This window comes from Photobacterium sp. DNB23_23_1 (assembly GCF_052873815.1).
In genome coordinates, this window is record NZ_JBNNXT010000044.1 from 1 (window position 1) to 15211 (window position 15211).

Annotated in this window: 17 protein-coding genes and 1 riboswitch; of the genes, 3 read left to right on the forward strand and 14 right to left on the reverse strand. The window is 50.0% G+C overall.

Translation table 11 applies throughout. The features are described 5' to 3' along the window. Positions 1 to 303: 303 nt before the first annotated feature. On the forward strand, positions 304 to 753 hold the full coding sequence (locus ACVA53_RS20665) for an RNA recognition motif domain-containing protein (RefSeq protein WP_255041671.1): 450 nt from the start codon (positions 304 to 306) through the stop codon (positions 751 to 753). Here ACVA53_RS20665 and murI read toward each other — a convergent pair. The 3 genes from murI to ACVA53_RS20680 all read right to left on the reverse strand — a co-directional run bounded on the left by murI (position 725) and on the right by ACVA53_RS20680 (position 4151). Beyond that, complete coding sequence (murI, locus tag ACVA53_RS20670; RefSeq protein ID WP_255041670.1) at positions 725 to 1510, reverse strand: glutamate racemase; 786 nt, start codon at positions 1508 to 1510, stop codon at positions 725 to 727. The genes ACVA53_RS20665 and murI overlap by 29 nt on opposite strands. A 75-nt stretch (positions 1511 to 1585) precedes the next feature. Then, the gene (locus tag ACVA53_RS20675; protein ID WP_255041668.1) at positions 1586 to 2254 is read right to left on the reverse strand and encodes an adenine nucleotide alpha hydrolase; all 669 of its coding nucleotides are present in this window, start codon (positions 2252 to 2254) and stop codon (positions 1586 to 1588) included. 49 nt (positions 2255 to 2303) lie between these two features. Then, positions 2304 to 4151, reverse strand: coding sequence for a TonB-dependent receptor domain-containing protein (locus tag ACVA53_RS20680; protein ID WP_255041666.1), 1848 nt, complete (start codon positions 4149 to 4151; stop codon positions 2304 to 2306). A gap of 39 nt (positions 4152 to 4190) precedes the next feature. Then, positions 4191 to 4415, reverse strand: a riboswitch (cobalamin riboswitch). A gap of 146 nt (positions 4416 to 4561) precedes the next feature. Here ACVA53_RS20680 and trmA point away from each other — a divergent pair. Next, positions 4562 to 5668 (forward strand): tRNA (uridine(54)-C5)-methyltransferase TrmA, encoded by a 1107-nt coding sequence (gene trmA, locus ACVA53_RS20685; RefSeq protein WP_255041665.1) that lies wholly within the window; start codon positions 4562 to 4564, stop codon positions 5666 to 5668. A 63-nt stretch (positions 5669 to 5731) separates the two neighbouring features. On the opposite strand, the gene ACVA53_RS20690 is transcribed toward trmA, so the two are convergent. Both ACVA53_RS20690 and fabR read right to left on the reverse strand, forming a co-directional pair. Next, positions 5732 to 6103, reverse strand: a complete 372-nt coding sequence (locus ACVA53_RS20690) for a YijD family membrane protein (RefSeq protein ID WP_446506136.1) — start codon at positions 6101 to 6103, stop codon at positions 5732 to 5734. Between the two features lie 23 nt (positions 6104 to 6126). After that, positions 6127 to 6759: an HTH-type transcriptional repressor FabR gene (gene fabR, locus ACVA53_RS20695; protein WP_255041663.1), complete on the reverse strand. Its 633-nt coding sequence runs from the start codon at positions 6757 to 6759 to the stop codon at positions 6127 to 6129. Positions 6760 to 7075: 316 nt separating this feature from the next. On the opposite strand from fabR, the gene sthA reads away from it, so the two are divergent. Beyond that, positions 7076 to 8491 carry a Si-specific NAD(P)(+) transhydrogenase gene (gene sthA / locus ACVA53_RS20700; protein ID WP_446506137.1) on the forward strand — a complete coding sequence of 472 codons (1416 nt, stop codon included), beginning with the start codon at positions 7076 to 7078 and terminating at the stop codon, positions 8489 to 8491. Between the two features lie 49 nt (positions 8492 to 8540). On the opposite strand, the gene cysQ is transcribed toward sthA, so the two are convergent. The 9 genes from cysQ to gspH form a co-directional block, all read right to left on the reverse strand. Continuing rightward, positions 8541 to 9377 (reverse strand): 3'(2'),5'-bisphosphate nucleotidase CysQ, encoded by an 837-nt coding sequence (cysQ, locus tag ACVA53_RS20705; RefSeq protein ID WP_446506138.1) that lies wholly within the window; start codon positions 9375 to 9377, stop codon positions 8541 to 8543. Positions 9378 to 9385: 8 nt separating this feature from the next. Then, positions 9386 to 9937: an ADP compounds hydrolase NudE gene (gene nudE, locus ACVA53_RS20710; protein ID WP_255041660.1), complete on the reverse strand. Its 552-nt coding sequence runs from the start codon at positions 9935 to 9937 to the stop codon at positions 9386 to 9388. Positions 9938 to 10080: 143 nt separating this feature from the next. After that, positions 10081 to 10839, reverse strand: coding sequence for a type II secretion system protein N (locus tag ACVA53_RS20715; protein ID WP_255041659.1), 759 nt, complete (start codon positions 10837 to 10839; stop codon positions 10081 to 10083). A gap of 2 nt (positions 10840 to 10841) precedes the next feature. After that, positions 10842 to 11318 carry a type II secretion system protein M gene (locus tag ACVA53_RS20720; protein ID WP_255041658.1) on the reverse strand — a complete coding sequence of 159 codons (477 nt, stop codon included), beginning with the start codon at positions 11316 to 11318 and terminating at the stop codon, positions 10842 to 10844. Next, positions 11315 to 12601, reverse strand: a complete 1287-nt coding sequence (gspL, locus tag ACVA53_RS20725; protein WP_446506139.1) for a type II secretion system protein GspL — start codon at positions 12599 to 12601, stop codon at positions 11315 to 11317. Before gspL ends, ACVA53_RS20720 begins: the two co-directional genes overlap by 4 nt. Next, the gene (gspK, locus tag ACVA53_RS20730) at positions 12570 to 13595 is read right to left on the reverse strand and encodes a type II secretion system minor pseudopilin GspK (protein ID WP_446506140.1); all 1026 of its coding nucleotides are present in this window, start codon (positions 13593 to 13595) and stop codon (positions 12570 to 12572) included. The genes gspL and gspK overlap by 32 nt, the downstream gene beginning before the upstream one ends. Next, positions 13588 to 14259: a type II secretion system minor pseudopilin GspJ gene (gene gspJ / locus ACVA53_RS20735; protein ID WP_446506141.1), complete on the reverse strand. Its 672-nt coding sequence runs from the start codon at positions 14257 to 14259 to the stop codon at positions 13588 to 13590. The genes gspK and gspJ overlap by 8 nt, the downstream gene beginning before the upstream one ends. Beyond that, positions 14246 to 14623, reverse strand: a complete 378-nt coding sequence (gene gspI, locus ACVA53_RS20740) for a type II secretion system minor pseudopilin GspI (protein ID WP_446506142.1) — start codon at positions 14621 to 14623, stop codon at positions 14246 to 14248. Before gspI ends, gspJ begins: the two co-directional genes overlap by 14 nt. Continuing rightward, positions 14620 to 15210 carry a type II secretion system minor pseudopilin GspH gene (gene gspH / locus ACVA53_RS20745; protein WP_255041675.1) on the reverse strand — a complete coding sequence of 197 codons (591 nt, stop codon included), beginning with the start codon at positions 15208 to 15210 and terminating at the stop codon, positions 14620 to 14622. The genes gspI and gspH overlap by 4 nt, the downstream gene beginning before the upstream one ends. Position 15211 lies beyond the last annotated feature (1 nt).

A 15211-nucleotide genomic window follows, 5' to 3' on the forward strand; every position in this document is an offset into this window, starting at 1 on the left:
AGATTGCATGGTCAAATTGTTAAAGAACAATACTGATTGGATAGCGGCTTAAGTTGCCGTGCTCCGTGTCAGTGAGGCGGCATTATAGAGATTTGAATCACTCTGACAAGGGTTTTCTTTAAAAAAAATTCCACCCGGCGATTATTTCTACTAATGTGAGATAAACGCCTCTAATTTCAACATTAGAGGGGCGTCACACTCGCTAGCTAGCAATTACAAGTCAATGAAAGTAATATCAATGTGACTTTGTTGTTAAAATAACCAATAACGCCTTCTTTTTTCTTATGACGATGTAGTTAACTTATGAAATTATCCGATCAATCTCTTAAACCGATTCTCGCAATCGCCATTGTTGGGGGCTTAGTATTTAGTTTCCTCCCCATCTACCCCGGTATTGCCTTTGCACTTGGAGCGATTTGTACTGCTTTTATCCTGCCACTAATCCCAACTCAATCATCATCTGCTGAACCAAACATAACCCAAGCCAGTAAAACCCTTTACGTTGGCAACCTGCCTTATCGGGCCAATGAAAGTGAAGTAAAGAAGTTATTTTCTGAGCATGGTGAAGTCTTTGCTGTTCGCTTAATGAAAGACAAACGAACAGGTAAAAGGCGAGGGTTTGGTTTCGTTGTTATGAGCAGCAACGATGCTGACAATGCGATAGCCCAATTAAATGATAAAGAATATGGCCAACGCACCCTGAAAGTCCGTGAAGCCAATGAGCCTAAGGCCGGGGAAACTGAAGAGTCCTAACTGGCGTTAATTTCATTTCTGCCAAACTTTTATTGAGTGCCGCTGTGTTATTACCAGCGGCACTATTGTATGTCAGGTTAGGCTCAGCACTGGTTCTTGTTATTTCTCCCAGCAAATCCTTCACCCTATTTGCTATCGCCCGCCCAGAGTCGACAATAATCACATCACCTTTGATGGCTTCAATTATCTCATCTTTAATCAACGGGAAATGGGTACATCCCAACACTACACAATCCACTTTGCCTCGCCATAGTGACAAAATGCCTTCAAGTTCAGTAATAGAAATCGGCTGGCCACGCAGTTTTTGTTCCGCCATTTCAACCAAGCGTGTGGATCCTATTCTTAGCACTTCACAATGACTGGCAAACTGGCTAATAAGTAAGTCAGTATACTCACGCTGTACCGTAGCTGGTGTTGCCAATAGACCAATCACCTTTCGCTGGCTAAGTATGGCCGCGGGCTTTATTGCCGGAACCACACCAACGACAGGGATAGATAAGCACTCACGTAACGTTGGCAGCACGATCGTACTGGCGGTATTACAAGCAATCACAACTAAATCGATAACATGGCGTTCGACTAGCCGAGAGACAATATGGCGGGTTCGCGCTATAAGCTCTTCTTCAGACAATTCGCCATAGGGGAAAGCAGCATCATCGAATGCATAGATATATTGGACGTCAGGCAGCTGCGCATATATTTCCTGATATACGGAAAGTCCACCTACACCGGAATCAAAAATCAGTACCCGCTTCACACTCACTCTCTGCCATGTCACTCACAAGGGGCAATATCATACTGCGAATTTAGGGCTTCACCAAAATAACAGCGATTATTTTGAAATTAGGCAATAGCGCTGATAATGAAAGCGGCTCTGTCTTTCTGTCTCCGTTAACTCAATATTCAATACCCCACGAAAGCATGGCGCCTTAACCACTAAAGTATGAAACTCGCCATCCTCACCACACGGATCAACTTCAGCAGGTAATGAGACAATAAGCTCGCTGCTATACCACTGACCACAAAAGCCCCCATCTAGCTGACTGGTATCTATTGCTGTTAATATGGTTTGGATACCCCGCTGAAGTATTTCATTGGCCAATGCACTGCTCTCTTCTCCCATCAAAGGGAAGACGCACTGCCAGCCAGCAGGTTCGATATAGCTGCGACGATAATCGGCAATCCCATTACAGAACATATCACCAAAGGCCACAGCCTCGACTTCCAAGCCACTACTACGCAGCCCTTCAATAACCAGTGACTGGTAGACCTCATTTGGCGGGAACACCTCGGGTAAGGCTATTTCTACTAATGGTAGACCGGTTAAGGCAGCTTGAGCTCGAACCACCTCTAATGGTGTGGCCTGAAAAGGGACTTCGTCTTCAACATAGGTGGTATACAACCCCACCACATTATAGCGGGGATCTTCCAGCAAGCGGATCAAGGTTAAAGTTGAGTCTTTGCCAGAAGACCAGCTGATAATGGTTTTTAATGGGCACATGGGTATTGGCTCCAAGAAAAAAGCCACCAGCAGGTGGCTTAGGGTGTAGTTAGAACTGGTAAGTCACAGTTGCGTAGTAGCTACGCTCTTGGACGTTATAAGTTTCTTTCGCTACATAATCTTCATCGAACAAGTTAGCGACTCGTCCTCGTAGAATTAGGTTGTCGTTCCAGTAATAGCTTGCTGCCAAGTCAACCAAGGTATAAGCATCCAAACTTTTAGTATTGGCTGCATCATCGTAGCTCTTGCCTTTGTATAACGCACTGACATCAAACTGCCATTGGTCAAGCAAATAGGACACATTCCATTTCGCGTTATGCTTAGAGCGACGGATCAGTTGTTTCTTGGTGCTGCTATCTTCAGCATCCAAATAGTCATAACTGATATCGTGGTAGAGTGGCCCGGTATTGAATCCAGCGGTTAATTCAAGCCCCTTGATCTTCGCTTCATCCACATTCATCGGGATCCAGTCGCTAAATGGGTTGTCGGGATCAATCGGCGCCCATGCAATAAGCTGATCGATATCAGATTGGTAGGCTGTTACCCGCCAGTCCAGTAGTTGGTGTGAGCCAGACAGTGATACTTCATAGTTGGTCGACTCTTCTGGCTGAAGGTTCGGGTTACCGGAGTCAGGCCAATACAAATCATTGAATGTCGGTGCCTTAAACGCTGTGCCAACATTGGCCGAAATCTGATAGTTTGTCAGGAAAGAGTATGCGGCTGCGGCCTGCCAAGTATTATTACGGCCATAACTGTCATTATCATCAGTCCTGACGCTACCCTCTAGCTGCAAACCCGCCTCGTTACGGTAAATAGAGGTAAAATACAGCGCAGTATTGTCACGCTCATCTTGCGAAAGAACAGTCGTACTATTGGATACCGAATCGCGATACCACTCAACACCACCGCCGAATTCCAGTTCAGAGTTCAGTTGGTAGTAGTTTTGCCAATTTACTACATCCCGCTTGGTTTTGATCTTACTGCCTGCACTGATATCACTGAAGTTACGTGCTTCATCTTGGTTCTGCGCAACAGTTAACTCACTGATGAAGTTATCATTGGTGTAACCCGCCTTGGCAGCCACGTTATACAATGATGACTCCGTTTGAGCATTAGGGGTGGAAATGAAGTCTCCCGTTGCAAAGTCGAAATACCCATCATCGTATTCACTTTCACCATCATGATAGTAACCTTGAAGACTGAGTTTCCAGTTGTCATTTAGCTGGGTACCAATTTCAGCCACGATATTACTGTTCTTGAAACCGTCATCATCTTGCTCATACGGCTCCTGACGGGCAGAAAATCCGTCAGCCTTTTCACCCCTGAGGGCAATTTTACCCCAACTATTTTGACCTAACGCTCCAGCAACTGAGCCTCCTAACTGGTAATAACCATCACTGCCCGCTCCAGCAGTAACCTCTGCCAACGTCTCGCCCGGTTGATAAGCCGTAATAATATTCAGTACGCCACCTACCGCATCAGAACCATAAAGTGCCGCTCTTGAACCTCGGATAAACTCGATACGTTCAATACCCGTCAAAGGGATTTGGCTAAAGTCAGCACTGCCCAGCGTCGCACTCCCAATTCGAACGCCATTGATCATCACTAATATATGACGTGAGGTCGTACCGCGAACATACACTTCTGTATTTTGACCATAACCTCCAGAAACCACCTGCACACCCGGCAAGCGGCGTAGTACCTCAGCCATAGACTTGGCTTGAATGGCATCAATCTCTTCTTTGGTTACAACAGAGACAGGGGCAATCACATTTTTGACAGATTGCTCAAATCGGTTGGCGGTTACGACCATCACTTCATCGGACGAAGTCTCGGCGGAAACCATAGACGGCAGGCACAAGGGTGCCAACGCCACAGCTAAAAGCGTTTTATTCATTATTTAGATACCTTAAGTCGCGTTAAATCCTAAGCCACTGCTTGGCTCGGTACACTGGTCGGTCTTCGGACTTAAGAGCTTGGCCGGACGGCCACCTAGGCAACAACTTCCCACTTCAGGCATCTGCATTGCACAGATTGTAGAAGCAGTGTTCGAACTTAACGTCCATGTGCTTTCGTTCTCTATCACCGCTGCGCGTCAGTCACGGAATTTCACCGCGTTCCCTTGCCTGCAAGCAGGCTAACCAGCGCAATTGCATGCTAATTATCCTACATCTTAATGTCTAGCTGTTATTGCTGTGAGCACAAAATAACGGTTGATTCACGATTTTATCCGGCACAACACTGGACATCGGTCAACAATACAATAAAATCTGGCGCTCTTATTTTGAGCAGTTTGAGGCAACCTCTATGGCATCCACCACAATCAATCCAGCTGAGTACCAACCACAGCTAGATGAAAAAGCAGCGCGTATTCAAAATATCTTTGCTGATTTTGATACACCTGAGCTTGAGGTGTTTGCCTCTCCTGCCGAACACTATCGTATGCGTGCCGAGTTCCGTGTTTGGCACGAAGGCGAAGACCTTTACTACGTGATGTTTAACCAAGAAACCCGTGAGAAGTATCGCGTTGACCAATTCCCGGCGGCCAGCCGTTTGATCAATGACCTAATGCCTCTATTGGTTGATGCACTAAAACCGGTAAAAGCCCTACGCCACAAGCTATTTCAAGTCGATTTCCTATCGACCCTCAGCGGCGAAATTCTGGTTTCTCTGCTATACCACCGCCAGTTAGATGCCGAGTGGGAGCAAGAAGCCAAGGCACTGAAACAGCGCCTGAATGACGAAGGCTTCAAGCTGAACTTCATCGGACGAGCCCGAAAGCAAAAAATCGTTCTAGACCAAGAGTTTGTAATAGAAAAACTGCAGGTTAACGACCGCGTGCTAACGTACAAGCAAGTTGAAAACAGCTTTACCCAGCCAAATGGTGAAGTCGCCCAGAAGATGCTGGAGTGGGCGGTTGACTGTACCCAAGAAAGCCAAGGCGACCTGCTTGAGTTGTACTGTGGTAACGGTAATTTCTCGTTGGCACTGGCCAAGAATTTCGAACGCGTATTGGCCACTGAACTGGCGAAGCCATCGGTTGACTCTGCCCAGTACAATATTGCCGTGAACAATATCGACAATGTCCAAATCATCCGCATGTCTGCCGAAGACTTTACCGATGCAATGGAAGGCCGTCGTGAGTTCCGTCGCCTGAAAGATCAAAATATCGACCTGCAGAGCTACAACTGCAACACGATTTTCGTTGATCCACCACGTTCAGGTATGGATGAAGGTACCTGTCGTATGGTGCAAGGTTACGAACGTATCATGTACATCTCATGCAACCCGGATACACTCAAAGAGAACCTCGAGATCTTATCTCAAACGCACCGCATCACTCGCTTCGCCCTGTTCGATCAGTTCCCGTATACCCACCACATGGAAGCGGGTGTGATGCTCGAGCGTAAATAACCCAATCACACACTAAAAAAGGCGCCAATCGGCGCCTTTTTCTTTATGTCACAACAGCAGCAACTACGCTTCCGATTGTGCTTTTGGTGTCATGATACCCAGCTTGTAAGTGACCCAGAACAGAAGGCCTAGCGCTAGAATCAATGGCAGGAAGTTTGAACCCATATCCGGCACCTGAGCGCGGACAAATGCCGAGTAACCAAACGCGCCGACGAGGAAACAAGCGAATGCAATGGCAGGCGTGCCTTCGGCCATTGGTTTGCTCAGGTATTCCTGATACAGGCAGTACAGCGCCATCGCAAACGCAATCACAGGGAAGATCGAAAACGCCACCGCGCTTGAGGTAAATACTGCCAGTGTAGCGTTACCACATAGGCCAGCCAGCAATGACAATACTAGCGTTTTACGTTCAGCTTTAGTTTGTTCCTTGTTCATATCCTTTCACCAACATAATAAAGTTAGAGTTTTTGCCTGAGCTCTCTGCGCTCACGCTCTTTGCGGTACCAATAAGCACCCTTTGCAATCATTCTCAATTGCAGAATCAATCTTTCTGCATGCTCTACGCGAGCATGGTTGTCCAAATCCAGCGCCTCTGCCCCCGAACTGAAGACCAAGGTCACCGACGCTTCCGCCTGGGTAAACGCCTCATCATAGGTCACACCGGTTTTAGCCACGAGATATTCGGTAAGTTCCGCAACAAAATGCTGGATCTCGCGGGCAACGGCGGCACGAAAGGCTGGCGAGGTGCCCGAACGTTCACGCAGTAACAAACGAAAAACGTTCGGACTGCTCTCGATAAACTCCATAAAGGTTTCCACCGAGGTGCGGATCACACTACCCTCTTTAGCAATACGCTGACGAGCCTGGCGCATCAGTTGGCGAAGAATCAGACCACCTTCATCAACCATTGTCAGACCAAGCTCATCCATATCTTTAAAGTGACGATAAAACGAAGTCGGTGCAATACCGGCCTCTCTGGCCACTTCCCGCAAGCTTAAATTAGAAAAGCTACGTTCAGCACTTAATTGATTGAAGGCAGCATCAATCAGTGAACGGCGGGTTTTCTCTTTCTGCTGAGCCCTGATTCCCATGGGTTTTTTGTTTCTCTTTGAATTATCTTGCGTCACATTGATAGTCACTATACGCGCTTTTTCACTGCCATCAAAACATAGTAAATCCTGACTGGCGCTTAATCAAAGCCGTTCTTGCCAGTTTTTCTAGTGGCTCACAAACTCCACTACAGCAAGGCGACCAGCAAAACCGCCACCGATCTCCAAGTTTTACCGAAAAGTTATCCCAGCAACGTGATCCTCCGCTCCCTATCGTAGAAGGTTAATTCTACCTTGCTTTAGAAGAAGTTAAAATAACGCGATAGCAATGTTGCCAGGATGATAAACAAGGCCAAGCATGACGAAAAGCAAACACTCTTCAACCCAACACTTTGATGCCATCATCATTGGCAGTGGTCCAGGTGGAGAAGGGGCGGCCATGGGGCTGACTAAAGCCGGTTTCAATGTCGCAATCATTGAACGTGAAGACAGTGTTGGTGGCGGCTGTACCCACTGGGGAACCATTCCTTCCAAAGCGCTGCGCCATGCCGTCAGCCGGATCATCGAATACAACCAAAATCCACTCTACTGCAAGAATAACTCAACCTTGCACAGCACTTTCAGCCAGATTCTTGGCCATGCCGAAGAAGTGGTCAATAAACAGACCCAAATGCGCCAGGGTTTTTACGATCGTAACCAGTGCACCATCATTTTCGGCGAAGCCTGTTTCACCGGCAGCCATAGCGTGATGGTGAAAAAGCCCGATGGTAGCCGGGAGCATTACAGCGCCGACAAATTCGTTATCGCCACCGGTTCACGCCCTTACCAGCCGAACGATGTTGATTTTCGCCATAGCCGAGTCTACGACAGCGATTCGATTCTGCAGCTTAAACATGATCCCCGCCATATCATCATCTATGGTGCCGGTGTCATCGGCAGTGAGTATGCCTCAATTTTTCGCGGTCTCGGGGTCAAGGTAGACTTGATCAATACCCGGGACCGACTACTGGAATTCCTCGACAACGAAATTTCCGACTCGCTGTCGTACCATTTCTGGAACAGCGGGGTGATGATCCGCAACGGCGAAGTCTACGACCAAATTGAAGGAACCGAAGACGGGGTGATCCTGCACCTTAAATCCGGCAAAAAGATGCGTGCCGACTGCCTGCTCTATGCCAACGGCCGAACCGGTAATACCGATAAGCTCAGCTTGGACAAAGTCGGCCTGGCGCCCGACTCTCGCGGCCAGTTGCAGGTCAACCAGAACTACTGTACCGATGTCGAGCATATCTATGCCGTGGGTGATGTGATTGGTTACCCAAGCCTTGCCAGTGCTGCCTATGACCAGGGCCGTTTCGTTGCCCAGGCGATTGCCAATGGCGCCGCAGAAGGCCAACTCATCGACCATATTCCGACCGGGATCTACACCATTCCGGAAATCAGCTCGGTGGGTAAAACGGAGCAGGAGCTAACGGCCGAAAAAGTGCCTTACGAGGTTGGCCGGTCACAATTCAAACACTTGGCCCGAGCACAGATCGCCGGAACTGAAGTCGGCAGCTTGAAGATCCTATTCCACCGCGAAACAAGAGAGATCCTCGGGATCCACTGCTTCGGTGAGCGTGCAGCCGAGATCATCCACATCGGCCAAGCGATCATGGAACAAAAAGGCGAAGGAAATAATATCAACTACTTCGTCAATACCACCTTCAATTATCCGACCATGGCCGAAGCCTTCCGGGTCGCAGCGCTCAATGGACTCAACCGGCTGTTTTGAGTGATAAGAGGTTAAACGAAAAACGGAGCCGAAGGCTCCGTTTTGTTTGCTAGTCACTGATTTCCATCAGCCGGTCGTCCGGGGTCAGAATAGATGACCACGGCAAACTCTCATCACCGAGGGTAATAAAGTTAGGGTTTTCTAACGTATCACGCTCATTGTAAGAAAGAGGCGTCAGGTGAGTATTGAGGATCCGGCCACCAGCTTCTTCGACAATACACTGGGTTGCGGCTGTATCCCACTCGCCTGTAGGGCCAAGGCGCAGGTAGCAATCAACGGCCCCTTCCGCAACCAGACAGGACTTAAGCGCCGCTGAACCGAGTGGCACCAAATCATAATTCAGCGCCGGGTCTAACCGGCTGGTGGTTGCACCGATGTCTTGGCGACGGCTGATCGCAACAGCAATCGACTGGGTGGGTAGCTCATGCTTATGGGTAGAAATTTGTACCTTTTCACCTTCCGGGGTGATCTTCCACGCCCCTTTACCGTGATAGGCATAATACACCACACCTGATACCGGTGCGTACACCACACCCATTATCGGGGCGTTGTTATCCACCAGCGCAATAATCGTGGCAAAATCTCCGCTTCCGGCAATGAACTCCTGCGTACCATCCAACGGATCCACCAACCAGTAACGCTGCCACTCGGCACGCTCTGTCAGCGGAACATCCGCATCTTCTTCCGACAACACCGGAATATCTGGAGTAAGCTCTGATAAACGCTGGACCACTAACTTATGTGCTGCCAAATCAGCACTCGTCACTGGCGTATTATCACTCTTAATTTGCTTTTCAAACTGGCCGCGCTGATAGATATCCAGGATCACCTGACCCGAAGACCGGGCAATATCGATAACTTGTGGCAACAGGTTAGATAAGTCCATATGCGCTCCTATTTTCCAAGTTGTTTGAGGGCAAGGAACAAGGCCGTAATGCTTCTCGCCTCGGCAAAGTCCAAATGATGAAGCAGCTCTTCAGCTTGGCTAAGTGGCCAGCGGACGATCTGTAATGGCTCAGGCTCATCACCTTTAAGCTTTTCCGGGTAAAGCCCCTGAGCTAAGAACAAAGTCATCTTGCTGGAGAAGTACGACGGTGCCAGCACCACTTCCTTGAGCGGTTGCAAGTCATTCGCCCCAAAGCCAATCTCTTCTTTTAGCTCACGGTTTGCCGCTTCGGCTGCCGATTCACCTTGATCAATAAGTCCTTTGGGGAACCCCAGCTCATAGCGCTCGGTCCCAGCGGAATATTCCCGGATCAACAATAAGTCGCCTTGCTCTGACACCGGCACAACTAACACTGCGTGACGCCCCGAGGGTTTCATCCGTTCATAAGTGCGCTCTACGCCATTGGAAAACCGTAGATCGAGCGATTCAATCTTGAACAGTCGTGATTGGGCAACGATTTCTGTCGCCAAAATTTCGGGGTTGTTGTGTTCCGCAGCCATGTAATGTCCTATTCCAGGGAAAGCGGGTTACCGCAAACAACGCGGTAACCAAGACAATAACTGCTATTTAATGGCATGCCGCGCAGGAAATAAAGTAATTTGTGAGGAAAACGTTAACCCGACTAATAAAGTCGGGTTAACGTTTATAGGCGTCCGTTGTAGGAAATTTTGTACTGCCCCTTAGGATCGGGGGTCCCCAGCCACTTGAGTTGCTGGCCAAGTTGAGGAGGAAACTGCGCACCCGGCTTGAACCAGCCCGCCAACGAATAGGTGTTGCCTGGTGCCAGCGATGCCTGCCATTCACTGGCCACATCATCAGAAGACTGAGAGACATCAGCCATCAACTTGCCTTCTTCACAAGCTAAATCGGCAATGACCGGGCCGGGGTCTAGCGCTCCCAGAGGAGAAGACACCTGTGCCGCTGACCACGCCAGCACGCCGTCTAGCTGGGCACAGTATGGCGCTTCAAAACGGTAATCCCGCAGCGTCAGCTCGAGGTTGCCATTGACCAATACCGGCAGGGCCGTCGGTGAAAATTTGATCACTTCGCTGGCAGGCATCGAAACCAACAGGTTCTCGGCAAACGGTCCGTGGCTAGAATAACCCACGAGACCCCGTCCCTGCAGATTCATCTCACTGCCCTGACCAAACCTTACATCCAACTTCAGCTTGCCGGTCAGCAGGGAGAATATTTGCATATCCCACTGCACCCGACCAAAACTCTTACCTTGCCAGCGGATCTGGCTGGCCGAGCCCTGCCAAGGCGTTCCCCGGATCCCTGAAATATCTAGCCCCTGAACATTCGGCACCTGCTGCCATACCCAGCTAGCCGGAATATGTGCCACCAGGCTGCCCACCAATACAGCACCAAACGAGGCGCCCAGTAATAACTTATACTTCACACTTACCCCCGCCCTAACTGCAAGCGGTTAACTTCGACCACACCAGTACGATCGGCTTTCGATACATCCAAGAACTGGGCATCAATACCGTGCTCATCACGCAGAAATGCCAGCCAGTTGATCAAGGTATTAAAGGGTAGCGGCTGCACCCATACCTGTACCGATTCACTACGTGGCTGCATCCGGATCAATTCAATATTGAACTGGCTAGTCGTTTCATTGACCACCTGGTTCAACCCTTTGTCGCTGACTGAACCGGTCGTGCCACTAGTCCCGCGTAGCGACAGAATTTCATCTGCCTTGGTCTTAACCCAGCTCAGTAACTGGCGCTCACTTTGCAGGCGACGTTCGGTATTATCCGCAGACGTTGCCATCGGTTGCCATATCCCCCAATAGAGAACGGCAACGAACAGGGCTGCTCCCCCGCCCAAAACCAACTTCTGCTCCCGCTGGCTCAACCCTTTCCACCACGCGTTCATGATTTTCTCCTTAGCACGATAGCACCGGTTACCTGGTTCCCCTCACGGTTCAACTGACCGAGTTCGACTTCGAAGTCTTCATCCAACATGGTTCTCAGCTGCTCGAAGTGCTGGAACTCAGAGGCAGTCGCCTGGAAGCGCATTTCATTGCGGTTCTGATCATAGCGGAAGTTCTGAACTGACAACTGCGAGACCTTGGCCAATGATGGCTGTAGTTCCGCCAACCAATACAGAATCCCCTCCGTACTGCCTCCTCCACCAAGGCGAGTCAGCTCACTGTTCATTTGTCGTTTGAGATAACTTTGCGATGGCACACGCTGGAACTGAGGCAGTACCTGGCGGAAAATACGCTCACTTTCGGCCTTGTAGGTCAACGCTTGCTGCTCCATCGCCTGTACCGAAATAACATGCTCCGCCACCATCACAGCCATTAGTAGCCCAGCGGCAATAGCTACCTTGCGCCATGGTTTGAGGTACTTACGCCACGCCGGCTGTTGCTTGTATTTGCCAGAGAGCAAATTCACCTTGCTCTCGGCAGCTCCTTGCGCCAACAACTGCATCACCAACTCAGGCGTTTCCGCAACCCACTGGCCCGGCATATTTTCAGGTGCAGGGGTATAATAATGCACCACAAGATCGTCATCGGATGCGACTTCATCCGACTCAACCTTGTCTTTGACTTCTATCGCATCAGTCTCTGTGCTATCTGCATCTGCGTCAGGATCATCCGTCACTCTCTGTGATTCAAGCCATGGTGCCAACCATGCGCGTTCAGCCCCAATCCCCAGGGATTCAGACTGACGAATCAACCACATGCCATCTAGCTCAGCGGCCGTAAAACCATTATCGAACAGCGGCAAGCACAAGCAGTCCGGAAGTAAGGCCTTGGTTTCAATACCTGCATCTTCCAGCGCCGCCAGCCACAGCGCGACTTTTTGATGCTCCACCACCGCGACCTGGGCCATATCACCTTTTTTCTGGAGAAGATGAACATGCAAGCTGTCCACATCCTGGGCCAGCTCTTCTTCCAGCAAGAACGGCAGTACCGCAGATAACTGCCGGCTACTACCAGCAGGAATGGCGATCTGGGTCAGCAGTACATCCCCTGCAGGCACCAATGCATAGACAACACGCTGACTAGCATAATCGGCAATCTCGCTCAGCTGGCTGATCGCATCAAGCTGACCCGATGCAATGACTTCTTTTTGTTGTGGCGACCAGACAAGCCATTGCACCGGCTGATCAGCACGGCTACTTAGCCTGATTGTCAGAAATTCGCTCACTAATTCCTCCATAACGACGACGCACTACCGTCACCGTGTCTTCACTATCTCGTTTGAGCAAGGCCACTAGCCTCACCCTAGAACGATCGACCAATACCTCGGTATCCATCTGAAAATAATCACTACTGATTGCCAAAAATTCCTTGGCCTGATCTTTTATCGTGGCATCTACACTGGCCAGCTGAGATTCTCCGAGAAAATCATCAACATTATCCCAGCCATCATACGGCCGATCGGCGATCAACTTCTGGGCATCAGATAGCGATAGCCGTGGTGAGAACAATGCCACCAAAATAGGCGCCTGCTGCTCGAAAAGCGTATTAACATTAATCGCCAGCGTGGTGGTGGGAATAGCACATACCTGATGGCGCAACTTGTCAAAAATAGTCGCCGTTACACCGTTCACCGCCCGCAACTCACTGGCATCGGCCATCCAATCTCGTGGCGGGAGGTAAGGCGGGCGGAAACCTTCATAGGTACTGTCTCCCGCCCCAAAGGCAGCATTGACCTTCTCATCCGTGTCGACGTATTCCCACACCGAATCGGCAACCACTTCGGCGTCGTAGCTTTCGACACCCGTTTCTTCAATCAAGGTCTGCAGTACAGTCACGATATAGGGTTTGGTACTGCTCTCTGTTGTCGGCTGTACCCCCGACAAGGCATTAAGATTAAAGCATGCCTGACGATCAATAATATCGCCGATGGCCTCACCGCCATCGAGCGGATAGCGCTGACCTTGTGTTGCCCAGGCTTGGCTAAGATTGACTGTATCGCTATCATCAATCCCTTGCTTGATCGCTACCTTGGCCAACTCTTCCATTCCCTGTGCAAACCAATAGGCCTGCTGATTCTGGATTTGATTTTCGACCCGATAAAAATTGAGATGCAGCCGCTCAGTCATCTGCACCGCTAGCAAGGTCATCATTGACAACAGCAACAGTACAACAATCAGGGCCACGCCACGTTGCTGCTTGAGCGGAGTATACTTATTCATCACTACCCGCCTCCAATGCAGAGGTCGGCAGCATATACACCCGTTCGATATCTCCGTAGTCTTCAAGCGTCAGCTTAATCATCACCCCTTCGGGCAAAGCAGCCGGTTGATCCCACGTTTCCAGCCACGTTTTGTCGCTATAGAACCGGAATGACATTTCCTCAACCCCAGGTAAAATCGGTCTGATCAAAGCTTCGGTGCCAACAATACTGTCCGGGTAGCGGAACCAAACCCGCTCTAACTGCTCGTCGACGATCCGGTAGCCGACCTTAACATTCTCTCCGCGAGGGAACATTTGTTGCGGGTTCTGCCAACCGGTGCGGGTAAACAAAATGCCATAGCTCGACGAATCAAGCAGGTATTCACTGCTCTGGAGTATCCTATCGCTGACCGTCTCACCCTGATTGCGAACCTTACGAGCGACTACCTGGCGGAAATCATTGTCCATCATAACTATCGCCCGCTGGATATCCTTGAGCCGCTCACTGTGCTCACGCGACTGTTCGTCACTGCGTTGCACCCCGTTCATCACCTGGTAGGCCGACAAGCTCAGCATGGCAAATACAGCAATGGCCACCAGCACTTCGAGTAAAGTGAAACCCGTTTGTTTCGCCCTACTATGGCGCGACATGCGCTGATGGGAAAAAGGATTAATTCTCAACATAAGTTCTCAGCGTCACTACCGACTGCTTGCGTGCTTCGTCTGTGGCCACAGTGACATCCAGCGCCCGCAAGAACCCATCTGCCGTTTGGGTGCTTGTAATCAACCAGTACCAATCGCGTCCAGCCAACTCGGATTTCCCGCGCTTGGCCGATGTCGGGATCTCACCCGACAGCCTGATCTTGGCCATTTCATTGTCGGCCACCATGGCGGCAAAGGTTTTTTCCTCTAGATAACCCAGGGTATTGAGGTGTTGGCTGACCGCTCTCATCACACTGAGTGCGGCAGTAGCAAACACCGCCAGTGCCACAAGCACTTCGAGTAAGGTCATCCCCCGATCGCGTCGGGATATCAATGGGTGTTTCACTGCTGGGCCTTCTCCTGCACGCTAGCGATAGTCTCACCCGGCGGCAACAGGAACAACTGGCCCAATTCATCGGCCTGTACCCGCCAAAACTGGTTCTCGCCCGTCACTTCAAACTCCAACGTAAAAGGGGTGTATTCCCCACTGGCCATCACCACAACCTGAGGCGGCTTTATCTTGTCTTTGTCAGTTTGCTCAGCAAACAAGTCTTCATTAAACAGCGAGCCAGGCTTAAACAAGCGATCCTTGTCCTGCCAAGAGTAGCTGCCAATGTCGACAGTCAAACGAATCTCTTCGGGCATCTCCACCTCAGTGAAGAACTTAGAAGATTCCAACGGCTGCCAATCTTGACTGGTTAGCTGAAGAAACTGGTACCGATTACGCTCCACCCTGACACCATAGTCGTAGCCGTTGAGTAGGGCGTCCTCGCCCAGTAACTGGACGAGGTAGTGAAAGCGCGCAGCTTCCTCCCTGACTTTGTCTTCCTTGCTTTCGGGCAAGGCCACGATGACTGCCACTGCGCTGGTTGCCAATAGCACCAGTACCAGCAGTATCTCGATCAGGGTAAAACCCGCTGCACGCTTACTTATC

Excerpts from the sequence above, each read along its gene's own strand:
- ACVA53_RS20675 (WP_255041668.1), bottom strand. The coding sequence starts at position 2,254 with ATGTGCCCATTAAAAACCATTATCAGCTGGTCTTCTGGCAAAGACTCA.
- gspK (WP_446506140.1), bottom strand. The coding sequence starts at position 13,595 with ATGAATAAGTATACTCCGCTCAAGCAGCAACGTGGCGTGGCCCTGATT.
- ACVA53_RS20720 (WP_255041658.1), bottom strand. The coding sequence starts at position 11,318 with ATGAACGCGTGGTGGAAAGGGTTGAGCCAGCGGGAGCAGAAGTTGGTT.
- ACVA53_RS20680 (WP_255041666.1), bottom strand. The coding sequence starts at position 4,151 with ATGAATAAAACGCTTTTAGCTGTGGCGTTGGCACCCTTGTGCCTGCCG.
- trmA (WP_255041665.1), top strand. The coding sequence starts at position 4,562 with ATGGCATCCACCACAATCAATCCAGCTGAGTACCAACCACAGCTAGAT.
- gspJ (WP_446506141.1), bottom strand. The coding sequence starts at position 14,259 with ATGTTGAGAATTAATCCTTTTTCCCATCAGCGCATGTCGCGCCATAGT.
- cysQ (WP_446506138.1), bottom strand. The coding sequence starts at position 9,377 with ATGGACTTATCTAACCTGTTGCCACAAGTTATCGATATTGCCCGGTCT.
- ACVA53_RS20690 (WP_446506136.1), bottom strand. The coding sequence starts at position 6,103 with ATGAACAAGGAACAAACTAAAGCTGAACGTAAAACGCTAGTATTGTCA.
- sthA (WP_446506137.1), top strand. The coding sequence starts at position 7,076 with ATGACGAAAAGCAAACACTCTTCAACCCAACACTTTGATGCCATCATC.
- nudE (WP_255041660.1), bottom strand. The coding sequence starts at position 9,937 with ATGGCTGCGGAACACAACAACCCCGAAATTTTGGCGACAGAAATCGTT.
- ACVA53_RS20665 (WP_255041671.1), top strand. The coding sequence starts at position 304 with ATGAAATTATCCGATCAATCTCTTAAACCGATTCTCGCAATCGCCATT.
- fabR (WP_255041663.1), bottom strand. The coding sequence starts at position 6,759 with ATGGGAATCAGGGCTCAGCAGAAAGAGAAAACCCGCCGTTCACTGATT.